Below are 21273 nucleotides of genomic sequence, written 5' to 3' on the forward strand. Positions count from 1 at the left end.
CATTGATAATACTTATTGTCACTACTATTTTAGCTATATTTATTCATCAAAATATGGCTGAGAGCACGCCAGTCAAGGGCTGCAGCTTTATCGCTGGTAGTGACCCACCTGATCTAAACCCTTATTTTTATTCAATAATTCTACCTATTCATAACAACTTTTTAACGTTTTCCCTTAATAATAAAATATAATTTTGTAATCTATTCATGCTATTAGCTACTTATTAAGCAAAAAAAACCAGCGTCTCAACGCTGGTTCTTCTTTATTGGCCTGAACAAACCAATGACTAAAACGTTATTTATTCTGCTGGCGCTTTAGATAATCTTGGATACTGTTGGTCTTAGTCTGTGGCTGCTCTTGCGGTGCTGTACGCGGCGTAGAGTCTTGATACTGCTGTGCTTGAGTCTGCTTTTGACTGTTTAGAGCGCTCGTATGGGTACTCGGATCTACTGATTGCGTGCTGGTCACCGAAGGCACTGGTACTTCAGGGATATCCTCATTCAAAGTCAGACCAGTTGCGATAACGGTAACATGTAAGTCATCACCCATCTTCTCATCGATGACTGAACCATAAAAGATATTGGCGTCGTCATTATCAGTGATGCCTTCAACGATTTCACTGATTTGGCTAAACTCGTCTAAAGATAGCGACTCAGAAGAGATAACGTTAACTAGCAAGCCTTTCGCGTTTTCTAAACGCAGATCGTCAAGCAGTGGTGATTTGATTGCCTTTTCAGTCGCTTGACGCGCGCGGTCGTCACCGCTAGCACGGCCAATACCCATCATCGCATGACCTTTAGCAGTCATTGCGGTACGAATATCATTGAAGTCAATATTGATAAGCCCTTCACGCGCGATAGTTTCAGCGATGCCTTGTACAGCATGCAATAAAACATCATCGGCCTTTTTGAAGGCGTCTTGCATGGAGATATTACCGTAGATGCTCATCAGCTTATCATTAGGAATAGTAATGATAGAGTCCACAAAGTTCGTCAGCTGCTCAATACCTGCTTTAGCCGCTTTGATGCGTTTACCGCCTTCAAATTTAAAAGGCGTTGTGACCACAGCGACAGTCAGTACTTCTAGCTCTTTGGCGATACGAGCGACGACTGGAGCGGCGCCTGTGCCGGTACCACCGCCCATACCCGCTGTAATAAAGACCATGTCAGAGTTGTCTAGCATCTCGCGGATCGCTTCTTCTTCGCTTTCTGCAGCTTCACGACCGATTTCTGGGTTAGCGCCAGCGCCTAGACCTCGATTGGTCTTAGCGCCTAGCTGTAGCTTATTAGGAGCGGTTAGACGATCTAGCGCTTGTCTATCCGTATTAGCGCAGACAAAAGTGACGCCCCTGATACCTTGCTGTACCATGTGCTCTACCGCATTACCGCCGCCGCCGCCTACCCCAAATACGGTGAAGCGCGCTTGGCCGTTATCTTGAACTTGACTATCATCTGGCATGGTATATTTTGACATAAAAAGGGTTCTCCAGTTGCAAATAGCGTAAGGGTCGACACGTCATAGTGCAGGCAGGTTCTGTCATATCGACGGACTATATATAAATGTATTTAAATAAAATAAGTATAGCTTAGTTTCGTTTTCAAACTATCTTTTTCAACTATCATAGTATTTTTTTGAAGATGTTAGTAAAACGCTGACCAACTCTTTGAAAGGTGCCTTTTACTCGGCTCTCTTGAATAGCTTCAGGCTCGCTTTGTTCGCTATGACGAAACTGCTCGCTCTGACTATATAACAAAGCGCCAAAAGCTGTATGATAAGCGCGATCGTTAATCTGAGCATTGAGCTGTTTAAAGGTATCTTCATTGTCAAAATGGTTAAAAGCACTGATTGCCGGATGAGTATTACTCATGACGACTGGCATTTTCAATAATTTTTTGGCAAATGGCACCATACCTTTAATCGTACTGCCGCCGCCTGTCAGGACGATACCGCGATCAATAAAACCTATCAAATCCGCCTCATGGAGCTGGCGCGCCACTTCGGTAAATATCTGAATAAATCGCGCCTCAATAATACGGGCTAAATTATAAATACCGATATTGATCTCATCATTTGAACCTTGGGGCTTAAACAAAAAGAAGGCGCTAGGGTCTATGCTATTGGTATCGACAGTACCATGAGACTTCTTGAGTCTCTCAGCTTCTATCATTGAGATGCCTACATCGGCTGAGATATCCATAGTGACTTCATGACTGCCGCTCGCGATACAATGAGTAAAGATAAGCTTGTTTTCTTTATAGACGCAAATACTCGTGGTACTTGCGCCAATATTGACCAAGCAGACGCCCTGCTGACGCTCCTCACTCATCAAACTGTACTCGGCACTAGTAACGGCGTCAAAGACGATATGGTCGATACCGACATCACAGCTTTGCAGTAGTTTTTGGATGTTTTGGCGACTGGCCACTGGCATCATCATCATGTGATAAAGCACGGTGATGTTTTTGGCAACCATCTCAATAGCATCATCGACCATAGAGTCCATATCGTCGATATAGATACCTTGCTGACAGCAGTGCATGAGATAATAATCAGAAGGCAGGTCTTTAGCTTTTGCGTTGGACAAGGCTTGTACCATGTCTTTGGCCAGTACCACATCCTCTTCAACATCGACCTGTCCGGTACTGTTTTTACTGAGTAGCTCAGGAGTCGCTAAAGTCAGCCAAACGCTATGCACACGGCAGTTTGCGGTATCTTCTGCTTCTTGAATGGCTTGCTTTATCGCACCTTGTAGACGTTCGCGATGCTTGATTCGACCTTGATAGAAGTCGTTGTTTTTGACTTGGCCGATACCCATGATACGGATGTCTTTTGCAGAGACAACACTGCCAATCACAGCATAAACTGCAGTGGCGCTTAGATGGACAACAACGAGGTTTTCAGTATTTTTCATGTTACCAGACAAATTATCGCTAATCAGGGAACGATTGCACATCCCCATTAATTATTAAAAAGTACTTGCGAAGCAATCTATCTAACGAGTTTCGTTAAATTATCCTTTAGATGTCTCTAAAGTAAAGATCCTTTTCACAAAGATGAATAAAATATAAGCTAAAGATTCGCAGCGCTATCGGTACTAGCTGTATCAGACTCTTGTCTCACATTCCACGCTATAGTGAAGCCGTTCTTGTAGCGTAAATCTACCGACTGCATCTCATCACGGCGGTCGTGCAGTTGCGCGGCTAATAACTGGCTTAGGCTCAGTAATTTCTGAGCAGTGTTTTCATTATCTACAATCACTCGTAGACCAGTATCAAAACGCACCAACCAAGTCATACGCGGGGTCAAAATAATATCTTCAACTTGCATCTCAAGCGGCGCATACCAGTCGTTAATCTGCTGCATTTGCTGCATGATGACCGGTGCTTGCTCGATATCGCCTTGTAAAGTTGCGAACTGAGGTTGGCGCAAGTCGTTATTATCAACAGGGACAAACACCTCGCCTTTAGCATCTACTAGTCGCTCAGTACCAAAATTAGCGATCGCTTGCTTTGGTAGCGCGGTAATTACAATTCCGCGTTGCCAATCACGAGTCACACTGACCTGATCGACCCAAGCAAGTCTCATGGCAATATCACGTAGGGACTGCAAATCATTGGTAAAAAAGCTACTAACGGTTTGCCGACTCATCGTTTGCTGTAAGCTTTGATACTGGACCGGACTCAGACCTTGTGAGCTGACTTGTATGGTAGCAGGCGGTGCATCACGTAGAGCCTTAGCGCCCATCGCTAATATCAATAATAATAGCGCAACGACAATAGCTGTAAAAAAGTATTTAGCCGAATTTGGAAGTGGTAAACTTCTTTTTGGACGATCCGCTTTACTATCCATGAGCTCAGCCACATCATCGACAGTTTGAGCCATAATTGCATCCGTCCATATACTTGATTGATTTTACACTTAATATGCATTTAATTTTACTAGCTACTGGGGCAACATGTGTCAATAGACCGTTCATTTATAAAGTTATTTTAACGTGGTTTATAAAAGCACAGTTATTGGCTACGTGATTGAGTACTACTAAGGTTAAAATCCGACAATCCTAGCAAAAACAACACAATCACTGCAATATTAACGTATTTTCTAGTGAAACAATAGCCTAACCCGAGTTGTGAGTGTTGAATTTACACAAGTTTACACTAAGCTATGCTATAGCAAGCTTAGACCACGTTATCGCCCCTGATTCGCTTAGATTACCTAGAACCCAACCCCCTACAATGTCTGCGACAAAATGTGCCAGCATAAGCTCTCAAAATCCATACCGCGCGCTTGGGCGGCCATAGGCACTAAACTATGACTGGTCATACCTGGCACCGTATTGATCTCAAGTAACCAAAAACTGCCATTATTATCTTGCATGGCGTCGATACGCCCCCAACCTTTGGCATCTAACGCTCGAAAAGCGGCTAAGCTTAGCTCTTGTAAGTGCTGTTCATCATGAGCACTTAAACCGCAAGGGATATAGTAGCTGGTATCGTTGCGATTGTACTTGGCTTCAAAATCATAAAAATTGCTAATATCAGCAGGCTCTAAGCGAATGACCGGATAAGCTTCATCATCGATGATTACGATAGTGAATTCGCGGCCGGTAATCCAGCGCTCAGCCATCACCGCATCGCCGCATTGTACCGCAGTAGCATAGGCTGCTGGTAACTCATCTAAATGATTGACCTTCGTCATGCCGATGCTAGAGCCTTCGTGCACTGGCTTTATAATCAAAGGCAGACCGAGCATATTGACCACTTGCTGCCAGTCGGTATCCGCAGTCAGTAATGAAAACGGCGCTGTCGACAGACCACAGCCTTGCCACAGCTGCTTAGTACGCACCTTGTCCATACCCAGCGCAGAGGCCAATACGCCAGAACCTGTTTGCGGGATATCTAACCACTGCAATACACCTTGCAAGAGCCCATCTTCACCGCCGCGACCATGCAGCACATTAAACACACGGTCATAAGCACGCAGCTCAGTGATATCTTGATCTTTTGGATCAAAATGCTCGGCATCAACGCCTTGATTCTGTAGCGCTTGTAGTACTGCAGCACCGCTATCTAAAGAAACCGTGCGCTCATTACTGTTGCCGCCATATACCACTGCAACTTTACCAAACACACTGGCGTCTTTGACTTGTGAATCCTTGCTGGAAGCTTCGTCATTATTGACTCTTCCATTACCCAACGCTGGCTTATCATCGCTCTCTTGCTCGCTCTGAGCGGCTGCTAGTGCCGACTCTGGGTTTTCTATATTGTCTTGTTGTCTGTGCTCGTTGCTGTCTTGGCTGAGGCTTTGGTTGTTTTGACGGTTCATATATGAATTCCTAACGTTCTTTTGACGGCTAAGCGAGGCGCTCTATAACGGTAGAGCAAACTCTTCCAGAAGCTATTTTAAGTACAATTGATTCGCAGCCAATTCAACCGCAATCTGCCCAACATTACCTGCGCCTTGGGTGATCAGCATATCGTTGGCTTTTAACAAACGCTGCATCACTGGCGCGATATTGTTTTTGTCAACGATGGTCGGTTCCACTTCACCGCGCAGACGAATACTACGAGCTAGCGACTTGGTGTCTGCGCCATTGATATGGTTCTCGCCTGCAGAGTACACCTCTAATAATAGTAGCTCATCGACAGCAGAGAGCACTTCCACAAAATCATCGAAACAGTCGCGAGTACGGCTATAACGATGCGGCTGGAACATCATTACCAAACGGCGCTCAGGAAAGCTTTGGCGAGCGGCTTTGATCGTGGCATCGACTTCTTTGGGATGATGACCATAATCGTCAATTAATAACACATCGCCATCATCAAGGGTGACTGCTTCATGCTGTTCAAAACGACGGCCGACGCCAGCGAACTTCTGTAGGGCACGTTTGATAGCGTCATCATCCACGCCTTCATCAGTGGCCATCGTAATGGCAGCAAGCGCATTATAGACGTTATGAATTCCTGGGATATTAAGGGTTAAACGCAGCGGCTCATGGTCGCGGCGCAATACGGTAAAGTGGGTCTTAGTGCCTTGCGCTACCACATCGATCGCTTGTACATCGTTAAAAGGTTCAAGTCCAAAAGTCAGTACTGGGCGGCTAATATCATCTATCATGGCATATAACTCAGCATCATCACCGCAAACGACCGCTAAGCCATAAAAAGGCATGTTCTGTAAAAACTGAATGTAGGCGGCTTTGAGTTTATCGAAGCTATTCTCGTAAGTCTCCATATGATCTTGATCGATATTGGTGACGATAGCCGACATCGGATGCAGGGTCAAAAACGACGCATCCGATTCGTCAGCTTCAGCAATCAAGAAACGACTGCTGCCAAGCGCGGCGTTCTTGCCTGACGCGTTGAGCTTACCGCCGATCACATAAGTAGGATCTAGCTGCGCCTCAGCCATCATCATCGTCAGCAAACTAGTCGTTGTAGTCTTACCATGCGCGCCTGCGACCGCGATACCATGACGATAGCGCATCAGCTCACCAAGCATATCAGCGCGGCGGACCACTGGCAGACGGGCTTTTAGCGCCGCCTTAATCTCAGGGTTGCTACGGTCAATCGCGGATGACACCACGACCACATCGGTATTAGAGATGTTTTTTGAGTCATGACCGATAAATATCTCGATACCAATACTCTGTAAACGCTGAGTCACTAGACTGTCGTTGATGTCAGAACCGCTGACTTGATAGCCTTGATTATGCATCACCTCAGCGATACCGCACATCCCTGAGCCGCCAATACCAACAAAATGTAGATGCTGAATACGGCGCATCTCTGGAATCTCAATCAGGCGTTTCGGCAGAGCTTTAGTAGAGGTAGACATAAAAGGTTCTCAATAGAAAAAGTAGATATAAATATTTTAGAAGACTAAAACGGCTAAAAGTCTGTAATGAAAACAGGTCAGAAGGCTGGCAGACTTACAACGACTGCCAAATAATATCAGCAACTTGCTCAGTAGCACTGCGGTTGGCAAGCGCATGACCTTTTTCTGCCATCTCTAAACATTTAGCTCGGTCAAGCAATGCCAGCTCCGCACGCAAGCGCTCAGGCGTCAGCTCAGACTGCGGCAATAAAATAGCAGCGCCATGCTCGGTTAGCGTGCGTGCATTGGCAGTCTGATGATCATCGACAGCATGTGGTAGCGGTACAAATATGGCAGGGATACCAACGTTTTGAATCTCAGTCACCGTAAGCGCGCCTGCGCGGCAAACAATCACATCCGCCCAATTGTAAGCGGCGGCCATATTATCGATAAACGGCTGAACTTGCGTACTATGACGGCTCAAATCCTCATTGTCGTATGCTGCTTGAGTGGCTGACTCATTATTACGACCACATTGATGGCGCACCGCAAAAGGCTTGTCTATCAGAGCTAGGGCTTTAGGGACATTATCATTGAGCACTTGCGCGCCCAAAGAGCCGCCAACGACTAACAGGCGCAACGGCGAATCATCATGAATATCATAACGCTCAGTAGGAGCTGCCACTCCCGTGATGGTATTACGTACCGGATTGCCCACCGTCTCCAGCTTGGGGCTGGTTTGACTGTGCGCAAAAGTATCCTCAAAAGCTTGCAACACCTTATTCGCCATCTTGGCCAAATAACGGTTGCTCATACCAGCGATAGCATTTTGCTCATGGATAATAAGCGGTGTGCCGGTCATACGCGCGGCAATACCACCAGGAGCAGTCACGTAACCGCCAAAGCCTACGACCATATCGATCTGATTGCCACGAATGACTTTCATCGCCGCCATCGTCGCGGATAGTAGAGTCACTGGTAATTTTAATAAGCGGCCGATGCCTTTGCCGCGCAGTCCTTGCATATCAATAGCATGGAACGGATAGTTAAGCGGCTTAACCAAACCATTTTCCATACCATTTGGCGTACCTAACCAGTGGATAACGGCGCCGCGCTGAGCCAACTCTTCGCTTACGGCGAGCGCTGGAAACACATGGCCGCCAGTACCAGCAGCCATCATTAATATATGCGGAGTCTTCATGCACGCCTGCCTATCTATTTTGGTAATATCTATAAAGCTACAACAGCAGCTGACTAAAATTTGCCTAGTATAGAGGAAATCGCGCGCTCATATATAGTACTTTTTATCACTAAAACAGCTTACTTTAAGCACTTATAATTTATGCTATTACTTTTTGTTCTACCGCGATGATGAAATCAGTACCGATATCGGTGCCGCATTGATCATCGATTTCGCGTACACAAGTCGGGCTTGTGACATTAATCTCGGTGATACGGCCGCCGATCAAATCTAAGCCCACAAACATCAGCCCTTTTTGTTTGACGATAGGCGCAACTGCTAGCGCCACTTCGCGCTCGGTGTCGGTCAATGGCATTGCTACACCGCTACCGCCAGCGGCTAGATTACCGCGAGTCTCCCCTTTGACCGGGATGCGCGCTAAGCAGTAATCGACCACTTCACCATCAACGATCAGTACGCGCTTATCGCCTTCCTTAATTTCTGGTAAATAGCGCTGCGCCATGATAGGTAGGGTCTCAAGCTCTGTTAGTATCTCTAAAGTAACGCCAATATTAGCGCTATCAGCGGTCAAACGGAAGATACCAGTGCCACCCATACCGTCTAGCGGCTTGACGATGACGTCTTGCTGCTCTGCGATAAACTTACGAATATGAGCTTGTTTGCTGCTGACAATCGTCGGGCTCATATATTCGCTAAACCAAGTGGCAAATAGCTTTTCGTTACAATCGCGAATCGCTTGCGGGTCGTTGACGACTAGCACGCCAGCCGCTTTGGCGTGATCGAGCATATAGGTGGCATAAATAAAGCGCATATCGAAGGGTGGATCTTTACGCATCAAGATAACATCATAATCCTTAACCGTAGCCGTCGTCTTCTCGCCTAGACTATAAAAATTCTCGGGGTCGCGGTATACCGTGACGGGCTGCGAATCTATCATCAGCTGACCTCGGTCTAGCCATAAGTCGTGAACCTGACAATAGCCTAACGTATGGCCGCGATCTTGCGCCGCCCACATCATTGCAAGGCTGGTATCTTTTTTATAATTGACTCGCTCAATAGGATCCATGATGACCAGTATATTTAAGGGTTTGTCCGCTTTTTGCTTGTCGTTACTCATAATAGGGCTCACTATTTTTGTTATTGTTTAGATAGGTGTTTAAGCGCAAACGCTAAACGCCATACTGCTCGCGATAATGCTGCATTTTTGCAAGTTGGGTCGCATCTTTATGTTGGCTGTTTTGGGTGCCATGGTCATCAGCCAGATAACCGATCAAGTCATCAATATCGACTAAAGCGCGTACCGGCACTTGTAAATTGGCTGCCAACTCTTGAATAGCGGACTGCTCGTTTTGGCCTTTTTCTTTACGGTCTAGCGCGACAAGGATACCAGCAACGCTAGCGCCTGCCTGCTGCAAAATCTCTACTACTTCTCGCATTGCCGTGCCGGCAGTAATCACGTCATCGAGGATCCAAACGGCTTTACCTTGTACCTCAGCGCCGACTAGATTGCCGCCCTCGCCATGCGTTTTGACCTCTTTGCGATTATAACCCCAATCTGCGTTGATACCATGATGCAGCCATAAAGCCTGAGCAGTCGCAGCCACAAACGGAATGCCTTTATAAGCGGCGCCGAAAATAACTAACCTGTTATCGCCGTTATCTGTGTCACTACTGTCTGTGTTATGTGTCGCCATTTGCTCAACCAAAGCATCAGCATACCCTCGAGCCAATAATGACAACATCTCACCTGATGCTAGCAATCCAGCATTAAAAAAATAAGGACTAATTCGTCCTGATTTGAGCACAAATTCGCCAAATTTTAGCACTTTGTTCTCGAGGGCTAGTTCGATAAACTGCTGGGCTGAAAAAGAGGCTTGCGTAGTATGTTGTGCAGGGGCGTTGGCAACGGGCATGAGCATTCCTGTTTTAGTGTTAGATAATTAGTAATAACTGCTTAATAGATAATCGTTAAATATAATAAAAAAGTAGTCAACGGTAAGTCGGTAGATAAAGCTAGCTTGACCAGCCGTTAATCATATAGTCGTTCATATTGGCATAGCGAGTCAACAGACCACAGCGCGATGAGATATTAAAATGCGCTTGGCCATCGTGACTGACTTGGATTTCCCAGCCTAAATAATGCGCGGCGACAATAATATGACCGGCAAATAAGCGGATCTGCCGATAATGATAACGGCTAGCCGGCGCATGATAAAGCTGGCTTAACAAATAGCTGCGCACATAGTGACAAATTTGCTCAGCGCTATAGCTTTTATTGATACTTTTACGAGTTGCGCATTGTTTTAGAGCGTGCACCGCCACACTACAGGCCATAATGTCTGTTGCTAAGCTGCCCTCACCCAATTCAAAATCTTGTGGCTGCAAAATCACTTGCCAGTCATCGGCATATAAACTGCTAAGCAGCTCATCAGGATTATAACGCTTGACCAAGGTGCGTAGTGAAGCAGCAGGTTTTGAAGCTGTATTTAAACCCTCATTTGAAAATGAGTGCTCTGCTAAAAACCCATAACGACTAAGCTTGGGATAATGAGTAATAGCGTCTTGAATATCTGCCATATCCAGCAAAACCATCTCATCTAGGGGCGACAGTAAACGGTTAGCCGATGATGGTGATACGGCTTGATCACTATTTTGCTTAGGATAACAGCCCTGCTTAGGATAACGGCGATAAAAGCTGTCCGGCAGTTCTATCAGCTTAGCTGCGCTGAGTAGCGATAAATGCTCTGCAAACGGTTTTGAGGCCATCAATTGCCACTTAGATAATGACTGCGTTTTTGGCGCGCGAAAATGCGCTGACTTACCATAAAACCTGTGCAGCTGGCCATTGACTCTTCGTGCAGGCTCTGGAATATCGCTCAATGGACGGGCGGGATCAAGTGGTGTCTGCTTAGGGTCAAAGTTAGGATGGACGATAGCTGGCTGCTCGCAGCTTGCGGTCTGCGCGGCCTCAGCATTACTATCTGCAAGCTTACCTTGTGCCCCACTAATCAAAGCATTCGGTAAACGAGTATCAGAAGTAAATGGCTGGGTCATAGCGGCTCCAAACAGTTGAGTTACATTGAAGTTGAATAGATGAAAAATTACTCTTGTAGATGTTGCAAAATATCATTATAACCAGTTTGCCAATCAGGATAGCTGAGCCAAGTTAACGGAATATTGCTGTGCAAGCGCTTACCGGTAGTTAGTCTTTTATTATCATCCCTCTTAGCAGCGGCTGCGCCTAACTTGTTACTAAGCCACGCATCAAGCTCAAGTGTGGTCACAGGTAGATAATCAGTTGCGATATAAAGCGGCTTTAATAGCTTTGCTTGCTCGGTATCTGTGGTCTCTAAGGTTAGCACTTTAGCAATAATCGTCACCAAATCGCGATCCATAATGCGATTGCTCCAATGCTCAGCGGCAATGGCCTCTTTGTTTAATTCGCGCGATTTTCGCACGCGCATCAGGCGCTTGCGGCCATAGATACCGCTTGGGCGAATAATGATAGCTTTATCATTAAATCCTTGCTGTAGTGCTCGCTCTGCTTGCAAGATTATCTTGGAGGCCTCACGCTCAGGCTCTATAGGCGCGGTATGCTCATCAATCCACTCGCCATTATCTTGTCCATAAACGCCTGTTGAAGAGATAAAAACTACACGCTTAAGCTGAGGTAACTTATCAGCTAAAGACGCTAAATGCTTACAAATGGCTAAATAACTGGCGCTATAGCCGCTGGCGGAATACTCATCAGGAGTGACAATAATGGCGATCGCGCCAAACGTTTGTAGCTGATCGCTCGTCAAGTGCAAAGCATCGGCTTGCATAAACTGAGCACGATCATGCAAATCATAATGCTCGCGCTTACTGCGAGCAAGGCCTGTTACAGATACGCCGTCTGTAGCAAGTTGATTGGTGACGGGTAGACCGATATCACCTTGACCAATAACCAGCAAATTTTGCGTACTCATAGCGTCTCCTTTTTTTGGCATAGTTTTTTTTGGCATAGTTTCTTGCCACTACTATTGCTGACAGCACTTAAAAATAGCGCATATAAGACAGTTGGATATCGTCATTATCTTCAACGCGGTCTTGCCAATCGTAGCTGGCCTTTATACGTAGCGCTTGGTTTTTGTCGATATCATAATGCATGCCGATAGTGCTGATCGGCTGCCAATAGTGACCGCGTACCTCAGCGCTATCGCTGCCATGATACCAATATGGTAATTGCAGTTCAGCCTGCGCGCGTAAGCGATTGTTAATCTGGTAACGACAGCCCGCATTGACACCAGCGCCAACACGATAACCCTTATTGATACCGCGGCCACCTTGTAGCGCTCCGGTTGCTAAGGTATAGCATAACTGCTGCGGCATCTCCCCTGTCAGCTTGCCGCTGTCAGCATCTACAGCAGGCGGCTGCCCAAATACCCAGGACTTACCGTACTCAAAAGTAGCACTACCAACTAAATGCGCCGCGCCATCTTGCTGCGAGCCGTCGTTGATTTGCGTGGCCTCTATGCTAGCGCCCCAGGTCTGACCTTTTTTGGCAGCATTGTCCGGATTAAATGAGCGCCCCCGAAACAAAGTAAAATTCTGCAGTTCAATTCGGTCATTATTGACATTGTCGTCTTCAGTATCATATATCCGTAGCGAAGCTTTAAGCCCTTCTAAATCAAAAAACTGCGGATAGCCGCTTGGCCGATCAAGAGTATCGTGAAAGCCTGCACGCATGCCGATCTCGATATAATTATTATCGCCGCGTTGACCGGTGCCGATATGAGTGCGCTGCAGCCGATGACGATCTATCGGGTCGTTATCCGCTGTAGCAATCGGCAACATCGATAGCGTTTGCTCGTCGGCTGACATACTGGATGCTGAATTGACCGTCTCTGACTTAATACTATTAATCTCATCTTTACTAAGCGTTGTGTAGCCAAGTTTGGCCGAACGTTTGGCCTGATTAAGCTGCGCTTGCCTAACGCTACTATCTGCTGGGGTATAACGACGACTAGCTAGCAGGCTTTCATCATTAAGCAGCTTGATCACATCAGAAGGCACGACCACGTAAGGCAGCTGAGCTAAGAGGCTTTGCTGCGGACGCACCACGTCAATCAGGCGCAGTATCTCAGAAGCACAGTTGTCAGTGGTAAAATAATAAGGGATCTCTAAATCTTTGGTCTCCCAAACATGGGCGATGATTTGCTGTACTTCCGCTGGCGTCAAATCCAGCCGATAAGTCCAAGTATCACGCTCATCGTCTTTGAGATACTTAGCAAGCTTCTCAGGATAGGGGTCAATCTCAATACGATTATCATAACCGCCACTGATCGATTTGATAGCATAAAGCACAAAAGGATCATCGGGATCGCCATCGACAGTATCATTCAAGGCATAAGCGTGATTGATTTGGGTAAAGTCAGCGGCGCTCGCTTTGGAGTCGATACGCAGTAGCGTATGAGCAAAAGCTGAGATGGGATTATCCAAATACTCTTCGGCAAACATAATAGATAACTGCTCAGGCGCCAGCATCGCCATCCACTCTTTTAGCTCTGGACAGTCGGCCTGTAGAGACGACTTATCGATATCTAACTGCTCAGCTAGCCAGTTTACGCGCGCCGGAAAGCGGCATATAACCGAGTCATTCGTAGCGTCGGCGCGGTTTGGCATAGTGATTTGCTTCGCTAAGGCGACAAGCGTCGCGTCAAGCTCAGCGGCTGAGTCTTTATTACCATTAGCAGTTAAAAAAAACGTAGGATCATTGATAGTGCTTTGGTTTTTGGCCTTAGTAAACAGTCCCTTTTTATCATCAAGAAAATAAAGCAGCCGGCGCCAGCTTTTATGCTGAGCCAAATTTTGCGTAGCGGCTTGCTGACGCCAAGTTGTTAATAATTGCTCTGCTGCTAGGTTTGCGCTTTTATTTTGTTTATCAGCCACTAAGCTGTTAGTGCTAGCAGTGTTGGCGGCTTTAGTTACTAAGCTAAGAGTAGCGCTAGGGCGAACACTGGTCACTGCGACTGAGCGTGATGTGAGCGTAGATGCTGCTTTAGCTGCAGCAATCATATTATCCGCGCTCGCGGCGTCCGCTAATAGTGCGTCACCCTCGACCACTGACGATGGTGTCGGTAGAAAAGCGGATACTTGCGCGTTCAATAACACCCCAACAACAGCAAGCGGCAGGCGAGCTGTCTTGGTTAGATATCTTGAATGATAAGCTGCCGCTTTCACACTAGCTTTAACATTATGATTTATAGACATGGATTAGTCTCTCGTATTTTGCTTTATTAACGCTTTATAACCAGTTATCAATGTTTGCTGATGATAAGCGTGCGCTTATCTTTCGTTTAGCTAGCGTGTATGATATGTCATCTTGAATTGACTATTAACCATAAATTTTTATAATCAAATGGCTCTTTATGAGCTGACTTTATCGTCGATTTTTTATATCCTTTTCTCATTATAACAGAGACTACTATGTCCACCACGCCGATGACTATTGCTAATGGTCAATTATCCTCTGCCGCATGGCTGAGCTCGCCCAATAAAAATGACCGACCTACTCAACCTCATAGCAGTGATAGTGCTCCAAGTCCTTATATCGATACGATTGTCATTCATAATATTAGCTTGCCGCCCAATGAGTTTGCTCAGACTGACAGCAATGGCCTACATTATGTCAAAGCACTATTTACCAATACCCTCGACTGGGATGCCCACCCCTACTTTCAAACGATCAAAGGCGCTGAAGTATCGGCGCATCTGTTTATTGAGCGCGATGGCGCTATCACTCAGTTTGTCAACTTCAATGAGCGTGCCTGGCATGCCGGCAGGTCAAGCTACTTAGGCCGTCCTGAGTGTAACGACTATAGCATCGGCATTGAGCTTGAAGGCTCAGACTTTATTGCTTTTACCGATATTCAGTATCAGGTCTTAAGCGCAGTCATCACGGCGCTATACAAAGCTTATCCCAAAACCCGCCGGCACTTAACAGGACACAGCGATATCGCTCCAGGTCGTAAAACCGATCCGGGTGACTATTTTGACTGGGCACGACTGCGCTCAATGATAGCCAACAAGCTCGATGAGTAATAATGCTTTGATAATAGACTAGATTTTACAGTCAATCCATTTATCAAGCGTCTTAAAATGCTATAATCCGTCAATTTTTGACCTTCTTATATTCATCAGCAAACAAAAAAGGTTCTCATGGCAAAAAGTCGCTTGTTCCGCTCCACAATGGTCGTCAGCAGCATGACCATGCTATCACGGGTTTTGGGTTTAGTACGTGACATAGTGCTGCTAGGCGTGTTTGGTGCCGGCGGCTTAATGGATGCGTTTTTGGTGGCGTTCAAAATTCCAAATTTTCTGCGACGTCTATTCGCTGAAGGCGCTTTTAGCCAAGCTTTTGTGCCAGTGCTTTCTGAGTATAAAGAGAAGTACAATCTGCAACAAGTACAACTATTGGTCAGTCGCACCTCTGGGGCTTTGCTGCTGATTTTGTCGATGTTGACAGTAGTGGTGATTTTATTAGCGCCTTGGGTGGTGACCTTATTTGCGCCAGGCTTTGCCGATCAGCCCGATAAATTTGCGGTCACTGCTGATTTACTCCGTCTCACCTTTCCCTATCTTCTATTTATCTCGATGACCGCTTTTGCTAGCGGTATTCTACAAAGTTATGGACGCTTCGCCGCTCCCGCCTTTGCGCCTGTATTATTAAACCTTTGTATGATTGGCGCGGCCTTGATATTTGCGCCGATGTTTGACACGCCCATCATGGCTTTAGGCTACGCGGTGGCTATCGCAGGGTTATTGCAGTTCTTGATTCAGTTGCCGCAGCTATGGCAACAAAAGCTGCTGGTCGCGCCGAAAGTCGACTTTAGGCACGAAGGCGTCAAGCGTATCTTAAAGCTGATGCTGCCCGCTATCTTTGGCGTATCGGTTACCCAGATTAATTTATTACTCAATACCGTCTTTGCCTCGCTAATGATCGGCGGCTCCGTCTCTTGGCTGTATGCCGCTGAACGTATGAGTGAGCTACCATTAGGACTGATTGGCGTGGCGATTGGCACGGTTATTTTGCCTAGCCTCTCTGCTAGTGAAGCCAAAAAGGACGATGTTACCTTTAAAAAGACCATCGACTGGGCGGCGCGTCTCATCATCCTAGTAGGTCTGCCAGCTGCCGCGGCACTATTTATCCTCTCTGATGTGATGATGCAAGCGCTGTTTTTACGCGGTGAGTTCTTATTGCGTGATGCTGAGATGAGCGGTCTAGCGCTACGCAGTATGGCCGGCGGTATTTTAGGCTTTATGCTGATCAAAATCTTTGCACCCGCGTTTTTTGCTCGTCAAGACGTCAAGACTCCGGTCAAAATCGGTATTGTATCGGTGTTTGCCAATATGATATTTAGCGTGCTGTTTATTGGTATTTTTTACTTCTTTGAGCTTCCTTTGCATGGTGGCCTTGCCCTAGCAACGACGGGGGCGGCTTTTGTTAACGCCGGCTTACTATATTACTTCTTACATAAGCGTGGTATTTTCCGTTTTGATAGCCATTGGAAAAAGCTATTTGCGCAGTTTATTATCGCAACTAGCGCTATGGTTGCAGCGCTCTATCTGATGCTGCCCTACTTTCCAACGGATTCGGCACAGTGGCGCCGACTGGTAGCGCTACTGATTATTTGCATAATTGGTGCCGTGGTTTATGGTGTGGTCTTACTCATAACTGGGTTTCGTCCGCATCAGCTTAAGCACGGTTAACTTGAGGCGCAGCGCTGGCATAAGTAGCGTTTGTCAATACTAGGCAGAATCGTCATAATGATTGATGTACTAAAACCCTATATTAACCTATGTTGAGGTCTACCATGACAACCCCTCTCGTATCAAAACCACTAGTACTGGCGACAGGTTTATTGACAGCCAGTCTACTGCTTACTGGCTGTAGTAATAATGACAGTAATGAAGTACAAATAAGCGAAGATAATAGCGAACAGACAGTCGTTGCTAATAGCAATGGTCCAGTGGAAGAAGCTGTAGCGGCTAAAGATGATGGTATTATGGCAGATGACGCTGCGACCGATGACGATACGCTCGTTCTCGATAGCGATGCCACGAATGAGACGAGTATGCCAAGCAGTAATATTACTCCTGTGACTACAGCTCCTGATCAGCCAAGCCTAGTCACTAACCCTACTGAGCCCAATACTCCAGAGGATACCGTCAAACAAGCCTTAGACACTTTATATTACGGTGATGTCGAAGATGCCGTCGGCTACTATCAGGTCGATATGGCAAACTTTGAGCAAGAGCTTTCCAATACCCAAAGCGCGTTTCAGCAGACAGTCGAGAGTGTGACTATCACCGATACTCAATATAATGCTGATAACACCAAAGCGACTATTACAGGTGAGCTGCGGCTCAAAGGCCAAGACGAGCCTGCGCCTTTGACGTATCAGCTCCGCAAAGTCAACGGTCAGTGGAAGATTTTGGGCTAGTTTGGTTTAGCGACTAAAACAACGGTTGGCGACTATTGGTTGCAGTTATTGTTTCGCTTAGATCGCGGTTTCACTGACATTATTGTCAATCGCGATACCGAGCATGACTACATCGGCGATAAAGCCTTGCATATCGCAAACTTGCGGCATATAGCCCCATTGCTCAAAGCCAAGCTTACGAAACAAGGTTAAGCTTGGCGTATTATGAGCGAAGATTAGCGCCACGACATTGTGAATGCCGAGACTTGGCGCTTGAGTGAGCATCCACTCGATCAATAAGCGGCCTAAGCCTTGCCTGTGATAATCGCGATGCAGATAAATACTGACCTCGCTACTGATATGGTAGGCGGTACGCGCATATAAATCGCTAAAGCTGCCCCAAGCGACAATAACCGCTGGCGAGTCAGCTGATGTTGTAGTGACCACATAAATGGGCCGTTTGGGATCATTGAGATGCTCATCGAACCAACTGGCACGCTCAGCACTAGTGACAGGTGCCAATTGAGCGGTCGCTTGTTTGCCGGCGATACTTTGATTATAGATATCTAATATAGCCGTTAGGTCATTGAGACTAGCGCGCCCTACAGCAAACTTATCATTTAGTGCAATTGGGGCTAATGAAGTGGTAGTCGTCTGCTGGTGACGACGGGTGACATTGTCTAACATAGCGCTCCTAATAGGATAGGTTGTGGTCTATAGTTTGCAGTGTGAGTTTGGCTATTTTACTTTATAATGGCAGCCCTTGACGCCTTTTATGCTCTTAGATTCATGACCTGTGTCTTTTATTCAACCGCTCCTATCATAGCTGTAAATTATGAATACCTATTATTTAGAACAACTGATTGCACCGCCTTATATTGTTAATGACAGTGTTAAAGCGACTGACTTAGCGCCTTGCGTCCTAACCATTGGCAATTTTGATGGCGTGCATTTAGGTCATCAAGCGATGCTGGCAAAGGTACGTGCCTTAGCTGATGAGCAAAACCTGAACGCAGCGGTGATGATATTTGAGCCGCAGCCGAGAGAGTTTTTTGCCCCGCAAAAGGCCCCTGCGCGCCTGACTACTTTAGCAGAAAAACAAGCGCTGCTAGCGGATTTTGGAGTAGATACGTTAATTGTAGCTGGCTTCGATAGTGATTTTCGCGCGCTGTCAGCTACTGCTTTTGCCGACCTATTAGCGAAACGCTTAAACGTACAAGCGCTTGTTTTAGGCGATGACTTTCGCTTTGGTCATGATCGCACCGGTGACAGTCAGTTTTTGCAGAACTATGGCCTACAAGTCATCGACCTGCAAACCGTCACAGATGAAGAGCAGCAAGATGATCGCATCAGCTCAACCCGCGTACGCGACTTACTATTAGCCGGTGATATTGATGCAGCCAATCGCTTATTAGGCCGCGATTATACGATTATGGGCCAAGTCGTTGGCGGTGATAAAATCGGCCGCACTATGGATTTTCCGACTGCTAATATTGAGCTGTCTCGGATAAAGCCTGCCTTACACGGTATCTTTGCAGTCGACGTGGTCCGTCTTGATAAACAAGGCAATATCGTAGCAGATGGACTGAGCGCTCTTGCAGAAGAAGGGCAAATGGGCGTAGCAGGACTACGAGAGCATAGTCTATTTGGTACCGCAAGTATCGGTACTCGGCCTTCAGTGACTAAAGAGCAAGAATGGCGCTTAGAAGTGCATTTTCCGCAGTTTCAAGGCGACTTATATGGTGAGAGCTTGCAGGTGCGCTTTTTGCACTACTTGCACGGCGAGCGTAACTATGAGGGTTTAGCCGCTCTAAAGCAAGGCATTCATCAAGACGTGACTGACCTGCTTGCTTGGCGAGAGCAGCAGTTAAATTAACAAGATTTGCGCGTGTCACCTTTCCACTAAAAAAGCCACTTTATTATTAAAGTGGCTTTTTGATATATGACTTATTACGTGCTAACTAATGAAAGCTCTAACGACTAAGCATCAGGATGCAAACGCACATTTAATTCATCAATAACCTCTACCCAAGCGGCGTCTTTTTTCCATTCTTCTTTTAAGAACATACGCTGACTGTCGGTCCAGATGTCAGCCTCTACTAGCTTCTCATCTTTGCCTAACTGATTATCAGCGATAAATTTGTCAATCGCTTCATCTGAATTATCCAGACCTAACTGAGCGAATAGTTCATTCATATTGTAATCGACTTCACCTAACATACTGCTTCTCCTTAACGTTAATATAAGCTTTAACAGGGTTATTTATTATCTGACTTATTTTCTAGTGCTTTTTTAATGCTTTTTAGCGAACGTCTTTATTGTAGCAAACCTACTGATAAAAGCTGTTAGTCAAAGTTTATCTAAGCTTACCAGTTGTGTTAACGGAGCAGGCAAAAAAAAGCCCTGCTATACAAGCAAGGCTTTTGTATCTTTAATCAGCACTTAATCCCATTGCGCTTATGGCAGTAAGTGAGATACTGCGTCACGCTCTTCGCTTAGCTCTTGCTCAGTGGCAGCCATTTTCTCTTTTGAGAACTCTGCTGAGACATCGACGTCTTCAACGATAGACCAGTCACCATTGCTGCAAGTACAAGGGAACGAGTAGATCAAGCCTTTGGCAACGCCGTATTCGCCGTTAGAGTAGACCGCCATAGAGACCCAATCGTCGCCATCTGTGCCCATAACCCAAGTGCGGATATGGTCAATCGCCGCATTAGCAGCTGACGCAGCTGAAGAGGCACCGCGCGCTTTAATAATTGCTGCGCCGCGTTTTTGTACTTCTGGGATATACGTGTTTTCGTACCAGTCGCGATCGACTAAGTCTAACGCAGGCTTACCATTGACAGTACAAGCGGTTAGATCTGGATACTGAGTTGACGAATGGTTACCCCAGATAATCATCTTTTTCACATCGTTGACAGTGCTCTCGGTCTTTTCGGCCAATTGAGCAATAGCGCGGTTGTGATCTAAGCGCGTCATCGCAGTGAAGTTACGTGGATCTAGATCCGGTGCATTACGCTGAGCGATAACGGCGTTAGTGTTCGCTGGGTTACCAACGACTAGGACTTTAACATCACGTTTAGCCACTTCATTTAACGCTTTACCTTGTGCTGAGAAGATAGCAGCGTTAGCTTCTAATAAGTCTTTACGCTCCATACCTGGGCCACGTGGACGCGAGCCTACTAATAAAGCATAACTCACATCTTTAAAAGCAACTTTGGCATCGTCAGTTTGCACGATATCTACTAATAACGGAAAAGCACAGTCTTGTAGCTCCATAACTACACCCTTTAGGGCGTCAAGTGCTGGAGTGATTTCAAGTAAATTCAAAATAACCGGCTGATCTTTACCTAGCATCTCACCAGAAGCAATACGGAATAGCATAGCATAGCTGATATTACCAGCAGCGCCAGTGACGGCAATACGTACAGGCTGTTTCATAGAGTATTCTCCAATTGATTATTAGACAGTATCTTGTTCGACAATATCTTTATTAAGTAGTCGCTTTTTCAGTCACAACGGCTCGAATTAAACACGACTTTTATGCAAAAGGCGCATAAAACGAGAGCTAGTGTAGCACCTCGTTTAGGGAACCGTCTAGGAACAATAGCAGGCGAGTATAAGATTTGCGCGCTATATTGTTACATTTTATGCGCGTACTATTATAGTATGAGCGACCAAAGTAAACATCTATAATAGGACCAAATTAAGCGCTAATACTCGATAGCGCCCAAAAATCAATTTAAAATGAATAGAGTAGCAAATGAATACGGATAAGAGTTTTATAGAAAA

18 protein-coding genes are annotated in these 21273 nt (G+C 46.0%); 4 read left to right on the forward strand and 14 right to left on the reverse strand.

All coding sequences use genetic code 11. The annotated features are described in order from the left end of the window. Positions 1 to 294: 294 nt before the first annotated feature. From ftsZ to AAEY83_RS01070, 11 genes are all read right to left on the reverse strand, one after another. Complete coding sequence (gene ftsZ, locus AAEY83_RS01020; RefSeq protein ID WP_025644649.1) at positions 295 to 1473, reverse strand: cell division protein FtsZ; 1179 nt, start codon at positions 1471 to 1473, stop codon at positions 295 to 297. A 145-nt stretch (positions 1474 to 1618) separates the two neighbouring features. Continuing rightward, entirely contained in the window at positions 1619 to 2953 is a 1335-nt protein-coding gene (gene ftsA, locus AAEY83_RS01025; protein WP_227501897.1) for a cell division protein FtsA, read from the reverse strand. A gap of 116 nt (positions 2954 to 3069) precedes the next feature. Further along, positions 3070 to 3882 (reverse strand): cell division protein FtsQ/DivIB, encoded by an 813-nt coding sequence (locus AAEY83_RS01030; RefSeq protein WP_025644653.1) that lies wholly within the window; start codon positions 3880 to 3882, stop codon positions 3070 to 3072. 348 nt (positions 3883 to 4230) lie between these two features. Beyond that, entirely contained in the window at positions 4231 to 5325 is a 1095-nt protein-coding gene (locus AAEY83_RS01035) for a D-alanine--D-alanine ligase (protein WP_025644655.1), read from the reverse strand. Between the two features lie 72 nt (positions 5326 to 5397). Further along, entirely contained in the window at positions 5398 to 6837 is a 1440-nt protein-coding gene (gene murC / locus AAEY83_RS01040) for a UDP-N-acetylmuramate--L-alanine ligase (protein WP_025644657.1), read from the reverse strand. Between the two features lie 94 nt (positions 6838 to 6931). Further along, positions 6932 to 8017 (reverse strand): undecaprenyldiphospho-muramoylpentapeptide beta-N-acetylglucosaminyltransferase, encoded by a 1086-nt coding sequence (gene murG / locus AAEY83_RS01045; protein WP_025644659.1) that lies wholly within the window; start codon positions 8015 to 8017, stop codon positions 6932 to 6934. Between the two features lie 139 nt (positions 8018 to 8156). Further along, positions 8157 to 9134, reverse strand: a complete 978-nt coding sequence (gene gshB, locus AAEY83_RS01050) for a glutathione synthase (RefSeq protein WP_025644661.1) — start codon at positions 9132 to 9134, stop codon at positions 8157 to 8159. A 52-nt stretch (positions 9135 to 9186) separates the two neighbouring features. After that, positions 9187 to 9930 (reverse strand): orotate phosphoribosyltransferase, encoded by a 744-nt coding sequence (pyrE, locus tag AAEY83_RS01055; RefSeq protein WP_025644663.1) that lies wholly within the window; start codon positions 9928 to 9930, stop codon positions 9187 to 9189. 100 nt (positions 9931 to 10030) lie between these two features. Next, positions 10031 to 11071 (reverse strand): hypothetical protein, encoded by a 1041-nt coding sequence (locus tag AAEY83_RS01060; protein WP_025644665.1) that lies wholly within the window; start codon positions 11069 to 11071, stop codon positions 10031 to 10033. Positions 11072 to 11118: 47 nt separating this feature from the next. Continuing rightward, a complete protein-coding gene (locus AAEY83_RS01065) occupies positions 11119 to 11985 on the reverse strand; it encodes an NAD-dependent epimerase/dehydratase family protein (protein WP_025644667.1) in 867 nt (288 codons plus the stop codon). Positions 11986 to 12052: 67 nt separating this feature from the next. Beyond that, on the reverse strand, positions 12053 to 14269 hold the full coding sequence (locus AAEY83_RS01070; RefSeq protein WP_025644669.1) for an Lnb N-terminal periplasmic domain-containing protein: 2217 nt from the start codon (positions 14267 to 14269) through the stop codon (positions 12053 to 12055). A gap of 216 nt (positions 14270 to 14485) precedes the next feature. On the opposite strand from AAEY83_RS01070, the gene ampD reads away from it, so the two are divergent. From ampD to AAEY83_RS01085, 3 genes are all read left to right on the forward strand, one after another. Continuing rightward, positions 14486 to 15100: a 1,6-anhydro-N-acetylmuramyl-L-alanine amidase AmpD gene (gene ampD / locus AAEY83_RS01075; protein WP_025644671.1), complete on the forward strand. Its 615-nt coding sequence runs from the start codon at positions 14486 to 14488 to the stop codon at positions 15098 to 15100. Positions 15101 to 15217: 117 nt separating this feature from the next. Next, positions 15218 to 16768, forward strand: a complete 1551-nt coding sequence (gene murJ / locus AAEY83_RS01080) for a murein biosynthesis integral membrane protein MurJ (protein WP_037058790.1) — start codon at positions 15218 to 15220, stop codon at positions 16766 to 16768. A 104-nt stretch (positions 16769 to 16872) separates the two neighbouring features. After that, the gene (locus tag AAEY83_RS01085) at positions 16873 to 17502 is read left to right on the forward strand and encodes a hypothetical protein (RefSeq protein ID WP_025644675.1); all 630 of its coding nucleotides are present in this window, start codon (positions 16873 to 16875) and stop codon (positions 17500 to 17502) included. A 57-nt stretch (positions 17503 to 17559) separates the two neighbouring features. Here AAEY83_RS01085 and AAEY83_RS01090 read toward each other — a convergent pair whose 3' ends face one another. Further along, positions 17560 to 18168 carry a GNAT family N-acetyltransferase gene (locus AAEY83_RS01090; RefSeq protein ID WP_025644677.1) on the reverse strand — a complete coding sequence of 203 codons (609 nt, stop codon included), beginning with the start codon at positions 18166 to 18168 and terminating at the stop codon, positions 17560 to 17562. A gap of 148 nt (positions 18169 to 18316) precedes the next feature. On the opposite strand from AAEY83_RS01090, the gene ribF reads away from it, so the two are divergent. After that, positions 18317 to 19357, forward strand: a complete 1041-nt coding sequence (gene ribF, locus AAEY83_RS01095) for a bifunctional riboflavin kinase/FAD synthetase (RefSeq protein ID WP_025644679.1) — start codon at positions 18317 to 18319, stop codon at positions 19355 to 19357. Positions 19358 to 19461: 104 nt separating this feature from the next. On the opposite strand, the gene AAEY83_RS01100 is transcribed toward ribF, so the two are convergent. Together AAEY83_RS01100 and AAEY83_RS01105 are read right to left on the reverse strand one after the other, a co-directional pair. Then, a complete protein-coding gene (locus tag AAEY83_RS01100; protein ID WP_025644681.1) occupies positions 19462 to 19701 on the reverse strand; it encodes a DUF2789 domain-containing protein in 240 nt (79 codons plus the stop codon). A 237-nt stretch (positions 19702 to 19938) separates the two neighbouring features. Further along, complete coding sequence (locus AAEY83_RS01105; protein WP_025644683.1) at positions 19939 to 20922, reverse strand: malate dehydrogenase; 984 nt, start codon at positions 20920 to 20922, stop codon at positions 19939 to 19941. Between the last annotated feature and the right edge of the window lie 351 nt (positions 20923 to 21273).

The organism is Psychrobacter sp. TB20-MNA-CIBAN-0197 (assembly GCF_040309765.1).
GTDB classification, from domain to species: domain Bacteria; phylum Pseudomonadota; class Gammaproteobacteria; order Pseudomonadales; family Moraxellaceae; genus Psychrobacter; species Psychrobacter submarinus.